Origin of the sequence: Xenophilus sp., assembly GCF_044462705.1 — a bacterium.
In the GTDB taxonomy this organism is placed as follows: Bacteria; Pseudomonadota; Gammaproteobacteria; order Burkholderiales; family Burkholderiaceae_C; genus Xenophilus; species Xenophilus azovorans.
The window spans coordinates 25,108-33,299 of sequence record NZ_JBIQNC010000028.1 but is presented as its reverse complement, the minus strand read 5'-3'; the positions used below and the strand labels follow the sequence as shown (position 1 = coordinate 33,299).

The following is an 8,192-nucleotide window of genomic DNA, read 5'->3' as shown; positions in this document are numbered from 1 at the left end:
GGCGCGTTCGCCGCTCGCGCCCGACGTGCCGACCACCGCCGAGTCCGGCCTGAAGGCGCTGGAGGTGGAGGTGCTGTACGTGATGATGGTGCCGGCGGCCACGCCGGAGCCGGTCATGGCGGTTCTGCAGCGCGCGGTGGTCGACGCGCTGGCCCAGCCGGACGTGCGCGCCTCGCTGTCGCGGCTGGACATGACCGTCGAGTCGCTGGTGGGTGCGCAGGCCCGGGAGCGCCTGGACCGGCAGGCCGCGCGCTACGGCCGGGTGATCAAGGCGCTGAACATGAAGATCGAGTCACGGAGGGCGGCCGGGGACGCGCGCCCCGGTTCACGCACGCCGGCCATCGGCATAGCGGACGAAGAACCGCAGGCTGTCCGGGTTCTGCATGGCGTCGGGGCTCGCGACCTTGTCGGCCGGGGCGCCGAGCAGCAGCTTGCGCACCGGCACTTCCATCTTCTTGCCGCTCAGCGTGCGTGGGATCTCGTCGACCTGCACCACGTCGTCGGGCACGTGGCGCGCGGATGCCTTGGTCCGGATCTGCGCGCGGATGCGTTCCCTGAGCGCGTCGTCCAGCGTCGCGCCGGCCTGCAGCACGACGAACAGCGGCATGAACGAGGGGCGCCCCAGGTACTCCAGGTCCACCACCAGGCTGTCGCGCACCTCGGGCAGCGCCTCGACCACGCGATAGATCTCGGCCGTGCCCATGCGGATGCCGAAGCGGTTGATGGTGCTGTCGGAGCGGCCGTAGATCACCGAGCTGCGCCGCGGCGTGAAGCGGATCCAGTCGCCGTGGCGCCATGCGCCCGGGAAGGTGTCGAAATAGCTTTCCCGGTAGCGCCTGCCGCCCGGATCGCCCCAGAAGAACACCGGCATCGACGGCATGGGCTGCGTGATCACCAGCTCGCCGACCTGGTCGACCACCGGCCGGCCCTCCTCGTCGTACGCGAAGGCTGCGACGCCGAGCTCGGGGCACTGGATCTCGCCCGCATGGACCGGCAGCGTCGGGGCGCACGCGACGAAGCCGGAGGCGATGTCCGTGCCGCCGCTGATGGAAGCCAGCCAGAGATCGGGCTTGACCGCGTCGTACACCCAGCGGTAGGCGTCGATGGGCAGGGGCGAGCCGGTCGCGTTGATGGCGCGCAGTCTGTCGAGCCGCACCTGGTCGCGCGGGCGCAGGCCGTCCTTCATGCAGTTGACGAGGTAGGCCGCGCCGCAGCCGAAGAGCGTGACGCCCTGCGCGTCGATGAAGCGCCAGAGCGACTCGCCGTCGGGCCACGCGGGATGGCCGTCGAAGAGCACGATGCTCGCACCCGTGAGGAGGGCGCCCACCTGCAGGTTCCACACGATCCAGCCGGTGCTGCCGAGGAACATCAGCCGGTCGCCGGGGCGCAGGTCGTGCTGCAGCGCCATGGTCTTCAGGTGCGTGAGCACGATGCCGCCGTGGCTGTGCACCATGGCCTTGGGCAGGCCGGTCGTGCCGGAGGAATAGACGATCCACAGGGGGTGGTCGAACGGCAGCCGCTCGTAGCGCGGCGGCGCCGCCTCCGACACCGCATCCGCCCAGTCGACGCGGTCGCGCCAGCCGTTGGCCCGGCCGCCGGCCAGCGGACCGGGCACGTGTACCACGCGCCGCACGCTGGGCAACTGGGCCAGCAGTTCGTCGACCTGCGATGCGCGGTCGTGCAGCCTGCCGTTGTACGCGTGGCTGTCCGACGCGATCAGCAGGCAGGGCTCGATCTGGCGCAGGCGGTCCAGCACCACCGACGGCCCCATGTCCGGCGCGCAGCTCGACCAGATCGCGCCGATGCTCGCGCAGGCGAGGAAGGCCACCACGGTTTCCGGCCGGTTGGGCAGGTAGCCCGCGACGCGGTCGCCGGGGCGAACGCCCCAGGCGCGCATGCGCGCTGCCAGCGCGGCGGTGTCACGCTCCAGTTCGGCCCAGCTCACTTCGCGCGGCGGCGCGTTCTCGGTGCGCGCGATGATCGCGGGCCGTTCGCCGGTGGCGTTGCGCAGCAGGTTCTCGGCGTAGTTCAGTCGCATGTTCGGAAACCAGCGCGCGCCCGGCATCTGCCGGCTCGACAGCGCAGGCTCGCGCTCGCCCTCGCCGACGACGCCGAAGTAGTCCCAGACCGACTGCCAGAAGGCTTCCAGCGCGTCGACCGACCAGCGCCACAGGTCCTCGTAGCCGGCGGCCCGAACGCCGCGCTCGTCGGCCAGCCATTGCCGGTAGTGATGAAGGCGGCTCGCACGGATCTGCTCGGGCGAGGGGGACCACAGCAGTTCACCGAGGCCTTCGGGGGAGGAATGGGCTTGCATCAGGACGACTCCGGCATGTCTCTCGAGGTTGAAGCGGGTTCTACCTGGGCTGGCATCCGAAGTGATGCAGCACGTTGCGCAGCAGGCCGTCGAACACCGGATCGCTGCCGACCACCCACGCGGCGCCGACGGCGCCGGCATGGAACACGCGGCCGCCCTGGGGGCGCTCCCAGTAGATCATCTCCGCCGACAGGCCGCCGAGCGAGTCGGTGGCGCGCGAGTGCCAGTCGAGGTACGTATCCAGCGCGCCCGGCACCCGGCGGATGCCCTGGGCGATCACGGTCAGGCCGGGCGGCGGCTCGGGCAAGACGGCGCCGGGCGGCCCGTCGCGCGTCATGCGCAGCAGCGTCGCGGTGCTCAGGTCCCATTCGTGGCCGATGGCGCGCGGCAGGCCTCCGCCGGGGGCATGGCCGAAAGTCCGGCCGCGTTCGAGGCCGAGCCGATGGGGATGCGTGAACAGCGGATGGGCCGGCTCGGCCACGTGATAGACGCCGAAGTCGTCTGCGTCCGCGAAGCCCCAGCCGGCGCTTTCGAGGCCGATGATGCTCGCCGCCGAACGGCCCACGGCACGCAGTTGTCCGCCGCGCGCCCAGTCCTGGCTGTGGAACTCCTCGCCGAACGGGCCCGCGGGAGGCCGGAGTTCGGCGCTGTCGGGATCGGCGCCGCGCTCTTCGTTCTTGCGCTGCTCCATCACGGCCATGTCTTCGTCGAAGCTGACGCGCAGGTACATGGTGTTGCCGGAGAGCAGCAGGGCCTGTCCGCCGCGCCTGAGCATGGCATCGAAGGCGTCCACCACGGGCGTGGACCAGTACTCGCTGTGGCCGTTGACGACGACCGTGCGGTAGCGCGCGAGCAGTCCGGGGTCGGCGTGCACGTCGAGGTCGGCCAGCAGGTCGAAGGCGTAGCCTTCGCGCTCCAGCCAGGCATGCAGCCGGCGCTCCAGCCGCGTCCATTGCGAGAAGCCGCTGCCGGCGGGGTCGTAGAGCGCGGCCGGACTCGCGTTGGGCCAGGGCATGCGCAGCCCGGTGAAGTAGCTGGGCTGGCCCGCCCGATGGTAGGTGTAGCTGCAGAAGGCGGGGGCGTGCGGGTGGCTGTTGGGCAGGCCGGTCGAGCGGCGCGGCCAGACCGGGTCCTCCACCTGGTTGCGCGCGAAGGGCGTCGCGGCGTAGGCCAGCCAACTGCTCATCGCGCAGAGCACCAGCAGCGGCGCCGGCTTCGCATCGGCGGGGCGCTTGACGAGGAAAGTGATGTCGTAGACCGCTTCCCGTCCTTCCCAATCGAAGCGCAGCCGCGCCACGTGCAGGCCGGGGCGCGCGTCGGCCGGCACAGCCAGGCCGTGCGTGGCCGTCCAGCGGCAGTCGTAGAGATCGTCGCCGGCGAGGCGCAGACCCTGGCGCTGGCCAGGGGCGGCGAACGGGTCGTGCCGGGCCTCCGGCGCGTCTTCGTCGAAGGCGGGGCCGCGGATCATCCAGGTTCCGTGGTTGACGATGCGGCCTGCGCGCTGGTGGCCGCTGGCATCGGCCACGCGGTCGCCTCGCCCCTCGCGCAGCGGCCAGCAGGCGCGCACCGAGGGGTCTGCCGGCAACTGCCGTGCGCGTGACCCTGCCCGCACGGCCAGTTCCGCGGCCGACAGCGCGCGTTCGTAGATGACCGGCAGAGCCAGATCGACGTCGGCGAATGCGTCGGCGCCGAACGGGCCGCCGGCCGCGCCGAGCCGCAGCGGCGCGGGGCCCGGGCGCACCGGGCCTGCCACGGACCAGCGGCCGGCGCATGCGCCGTCGATCCACAGGGCCGCCGAGCGGCCGTCCCATGTAGCCGCCACGTGCTGCCAGCGCCGCGCGGCCAGGCGGGTGCCGGCATGCAGCGCGGTTTCCTGCTTCATGCCGCCGTCGCCAAGGTACAGCGCCAGCGTGCCGTCGGTCTCGATGAAGAGGCCGAAGCCGCATCCTGCGGGCGCGTCGTACTGCGTGATCAGCGCCTGCCGCTCGCCGCTGCAGCGCCAGGGCATCACCCAGCACTCCAGCGTCAGCCCCGGCAACGGCAGCGCGGCGGGCAGGCCGCGCTCGATGTGCACGTAGGAGCCGGGATGGATCGGCTGCACCCGTGCGGGCAAGACGCCCAGGTCGGCCACGACCGTGTCGCTGTCGCGGCTGTCGGCGTCGGGCCCCAGCCGGCAGACCGCGATGCGGCAGGGCCGATCGCTGCTGACGTGGAAATCGATGCGCTCGCCGGCATGCACGGTCTTTGCGCTCGCGTAGCCGTGCACGCCCGGCACGGTCAGTGCGCGGTGCGGCGGGATCGGCCGGCTCATTCCGTGGTGAAGCCCGACGCCTTGACCACCGGCCCCCAGCGCTTGAGGTCGTCGGCGATCAGCGCGGACAGTTCCTCGGGCGTGCTCGGGCTCGCATCGCTGCCGAGCTTGGCCAGCCGCTCCTGCACCTCGGGCAGCGCCAGTGCCTTGCCCAGCGCGGCGTGCAACTGGACGACGGTGGCGCGCGGCGTGCCGGCCGGCACGAACAGGCCCGTCCATTCGAGGTTGTCGAAATGGGGCTGGCCCAGTTCCTTGAGCGTGGGCACGTCCGGCAGCAGCGCGGTGCGCCTGACGCCGTTGACGGCGAGCACCTTGAGCTTGCCGGACTGCTGGTACGGCACGAGGTCGGCGATGGGCGTGATGCCGGCCGCCACCTGGTTGCCGAGCAGGTCCTGGACCAGCGGCGCCGCGCCGCGGTAGGGCACGGGGGTGAGTTCGACCCTGGCGTCGCTGCCGAGGCGAAAGCCCATGAACTGCGACACGCTGCCGGCCGCCGGCACGCCGTAGCTGGCCCTGGACCTGTCGCTGCCCGCGAGCGCGAGCCATTCGCGCACGTTGCTCGCCGGCAGCGTCGCCGGCACGGCGATGCCTTCATAGAAGCTGGCGATGCGGCCCACGGCCCGGAAGTCCTTCACCGGGTCGTAGTGCACGGACTTCGACGTCAGCGGCAGCATCACCATCATGTGCATGTTGGCCAGCAGCACGGTCAGCCCGTCGGGCTGCGCGGCGCGCACGTAGTCGGCGGCGATCTGGCCGCCGGCGCCGCTGCGGTTCTCCACCACGACCGGCGCGCCCAGTTCGGCCGAGAGCTTGTCGGCCAGCGTGCGGGCCTGCACGTCGGCCGAGCCGCCCGCGGGGTAGCCGACGATCAGCCGCAGCGGCCCCTTGCCCGCGGGCACCTGCGCGAAGGCCGCGCAGGCAAAGGCGAGGCTCGCGCAGGCGAGCGTGAATCGAGGCAGGGCGGTCAGCGTCATGGGGCGTCCTTGGTGGAGGCGGGGTGGCAGGTAAGAAAGGAGATGGCCGTGCGGCACGGGCCGGCCCGCCCGCAGCGCGGCCTCAGACCAGCCCGAGGCGGGCCGCCTCGTCGGCGAGGTCGGCGAGGGCGAGTTCGAGGCGCTCGACCAGTTCGTCGAGCTCGGGCTCGCTGATCGTCAGGGGCGGCGTGATCATCTGGAAGTCGCCGAAGGCGCCCAGGTTGGCGCGGCGGTTGTACAGCGCGATGCCGTGCCGCAGGCCGTGCGCGGTGAGCTTCGCGGGGGCGTTGAATTCCGGCGGCAGCGCGCGGCGCGAGCCCTTGTCGGCCACCAGCTCGATGGCGCTGAGCAGGCCCAGCCCGCGCACGTCGCCCACCAGCGGCGAGCGCTGCGCGAGCGCGTCCAGCCGCCGGCGCAGGCTCAGCCCGCGCTCGCGGGCGCATGCCACGAGGTCGAGCCGCTCGACCTCGTCCATCACCGCGTTGGCGATCGCGCACGACAGCGGGTTGGTGAAGTAGGTGTGCCCGTGCACGAAACCGCCGCTGCCGGCCACCGCATCGACGATGCGGTCGGGCGCCAGCAGGCAGCCCAGCGGGGTGTACCCGGCCGCGAGGCCCTTGGCCAGCGTCACCAGGTCGGGCCGCGCGGCGCGCCAGTGGTGGGCCGCCAGGAACTCGCCGGTGCGGCCGGCGCCGCTCATGATCTCGTCATAGATCAGCAGCACGCCGTGGCGGTCGCAGATCTGCCGCACGCGTTCGAAGTAGCCCGCCGGCGACACCACCGTCCCGGTGGACAGGCCGCCGATGGGCTCGAGGATGAAGGCGAGCACCGTCTCGGGCCCTTCGCGCTCGATGGTCCGGGCGAGCTCGTCGGCACAGGCCATGGCGTGGCTCTCCTCGGTGTGGCCTTCCGGCAGCCGGTACGACAGCGGCGCCGGCACCTTGGGCATCGGCCTGGTCATCGGGCCGTAGATCGAGAGCGTGTGTTCGTCGCCGGTGACGGCGAGTGCGCCGAGGGTCGAGCCGTGGTAGCTCGGGTTGCGCGAGATCACCTTCCAGCGGCTGCCCTGGCCGCTCACCACCGCGTAGTGGCGTGCGAGCTTGAGCGCCGACTCGTTCGCCTCCGATCCGCCGGAAACGAAGAAGGCGCGGTCGAAGCCCTCGCCGGCCAGCGCGCAGACGCGATCGGCCAGCGCGATGTTGTGTTCGCTCTCGAAGAAGCGCGGATAGGCGAAGCTCACCCGCGCCGCCTGCTCCTGCATGGCCGCGAGCACGTGGGGATTGCCGTGGCCGATGTTGGCCACCACCGCGCCCGCGGTCGCGTCCAGATAGCGCCGGCCGTCGGCGTCCCAGAGGTAGACGCCTTCGCCGCGGCCCACGCGCGGAGGCCGGGGCGAGCCCTTGGGGCTGTAGAAGGCGAGGACCGAGCCGCCATGCGGGGTGTCGCCCAGCAGGCGTGAGGGGACGGGCGTTGCAGGAGATCCGGCGGCAGGCGATTGCATGGCGCAACGATACGGAGATCGTCCTCGCGAAAGAAGCGGCATGGAAGGATGAAGTCCTATACGCTCGGCGCATGAAGCTCGTACATGACCGCATCGACCTGCTCGCGACCTTCCTGCGCATCGCCGAGACGGGCTCGCTGAGCAAGGCAGCGCGCCTGCTGGGCATCACCCAGCCCACTGCCAGCCGGCGCCTGCTCGAACTCGAGCGGCTGCTGGGCTGCAAGCTCGCGCTGAGGACCACCGCCAGCTTCTCGCTGACCGACGAGGGGCGCCTCCTGATGGTCGAGGCCAGGGCGCTGTCCGACCGCTGGGCCAGCCTCTCCGAGCGGATCTCGGGCGGCCGCAGCCGGCCGGAGGGCACGCTGCGGGTGATCGGGCCTTCGGGATACGGGACGGGCTTCCTGACGGATGCGGTGACCGACCTGCGCGCGGCATGGCCGCAGCTGCGCGTGGAGCTGACGCTGACCGATCGCGTCGTGGACCTGGTCGCGACCGGCGCGGAGTGCTGGGTCTGCGTCGGCGAAGTGCGCGACCCGGGCCTGGTGTGCCGGCATCTGGGCGACATGGAACGCATCCTGGTCGCCCACCCCGCGCTGCTGCGTCGCATCGGGCCCGTGACGCCGGCCACCCTGCCGACCCTGCCCTGCGTGGGCCTGGTGCCGTACTTCGTCGACACGGTCCGGCTGCTCGACAGGGCAGGGCGCTCGCAGACGGTGTCGATCGATACGCCGCTGCGCACCGACAGCCTGCTGTCGAGCTACCGCGCGATCCTCAACGGCGACGGCATCGGCGCGGCCGCGCCCTGGATCTGCCAGGCCGACCTGGAGGCGGGCCGTCTCAAGCGCGTGCTTCCGCGCCTGTGGCTCGAGCCGGTGGGAATCCACGTGGCGCTGCCTCCCGACATCCACCGGCCCGCGCGCGTGACCGCGTTCATCGATGCGCTGCGGCGACGGATCAAGGACATGCGGGGGTTCCGGTCCCGCGACTAGCGATCCCGCGATCGCGGCTTCTTCCTACAAGACGAAGAAGATTTACGGGTTCTCTTTCCGTGCCCGAATTGATCCCGAATTCGAGACTGATTCCTTTCTGCTT

The 8,192-nt window shown here is 71.9% G+C and carries 5 protein-coding genes and 1 pseudogene; 2 read left to right on the top strand and 4 right to left on the bottom strand.

Going from position 1 to position 8,192, the window contains the following annotated elements; translation table 11 throughout:
• Window positions 1-25: 25 nt before the first annotated feature.
• Window positions 26-220 (top strand): annotated as a pseudogene (locus ACIY1X_RS07290) (tripartite tricarboxylate transporter substrate-binding protein); the annotation flags it as partial.
• A gap of 105 nt (window positions 221-325) precedes the next feature.
• On the opposite strand, the gene ACIY1X_RS07285 reads toward ACIY1X_RS07290, so the two are convergent.
• From ACIY1X_RS07285 to ACIY1X_RS07270, 4 genes are all read right to left on the bottom strand, one after another.
• Entirely contained in the window at window positions 326-2,314 is a 1,989-nt protein-coding gene (locus ACIY1X_RS07285; RefSeq protein WP_399679408.1) for an acetoacetate--CoA ligase, read from the bottom strand.
• A gap of 40 nt (window positions 2,315-2,354) precedes the next feature.
• Complete coding sequence (locus ACIY1X_RS07280) at window positions 2,355-4,625, bottom strand: N,N-dimethylformamidase beta subunit family domain-containing protein (RefSeq protein ID WP_399679407.1); 2,271 nt, start codon at window positions 4,623-4,625, stop codon at window positions 2,355-2,357.
• Window positions 4,622-5,599 carry a Bug family tripartite tricarboxylate transporter substrate binding protein gene (locus ACIY1X_RS07275; protein WP_399679405.1) on the bottom strand — a complete coding sequence of 326 codons (978 nt, stop codon included), beginning with the start codon at window positions 5,597-5,599 and terminating at the stop codon, window positions 4,622-4,624. Before ACIY1X_RS07275 ends, ACIY1X_RS07280 begins: the two co-directional genes overlap by 4 nt.
• Before the next feature lie 82 nt (window positions 5,600-5,681).
• Window positions 5,682-7,100, bottom strand: a complete 1,419-nt coding sequence (locus ACIY1X_RS07270; protein ID WP_399679403.1) for an aspartate aminotransferase family protein — start codon at window positions 7,098-7,100, stop codon at window positions 5,682-5,684.
• Between ACIY1X_RS07270 and ACIY1X_RS07265 the strand changes: the two genes are divergently transcribed.
• Window positions 7,070-8,089 carry a LysR substrate-binding domain-containing protein gene (locus ACIY1X_RS07265; protein ID WP_399679400.1) on the top strand — a complete coding sequence of 340 codons (1,020 nt, stop codon included), beginning with the start codon at window positions 7,070-7,072 and terminating at the stop codon, window positions 8,087-8,089. The genes ACIY1X_RS07270 and ACIY1X_RS07265 overlap by 31 nt on opposite strands.
• The last annotated feature ends 103 nt before the right edge of the window (window positions 8,090-8,192 follow it).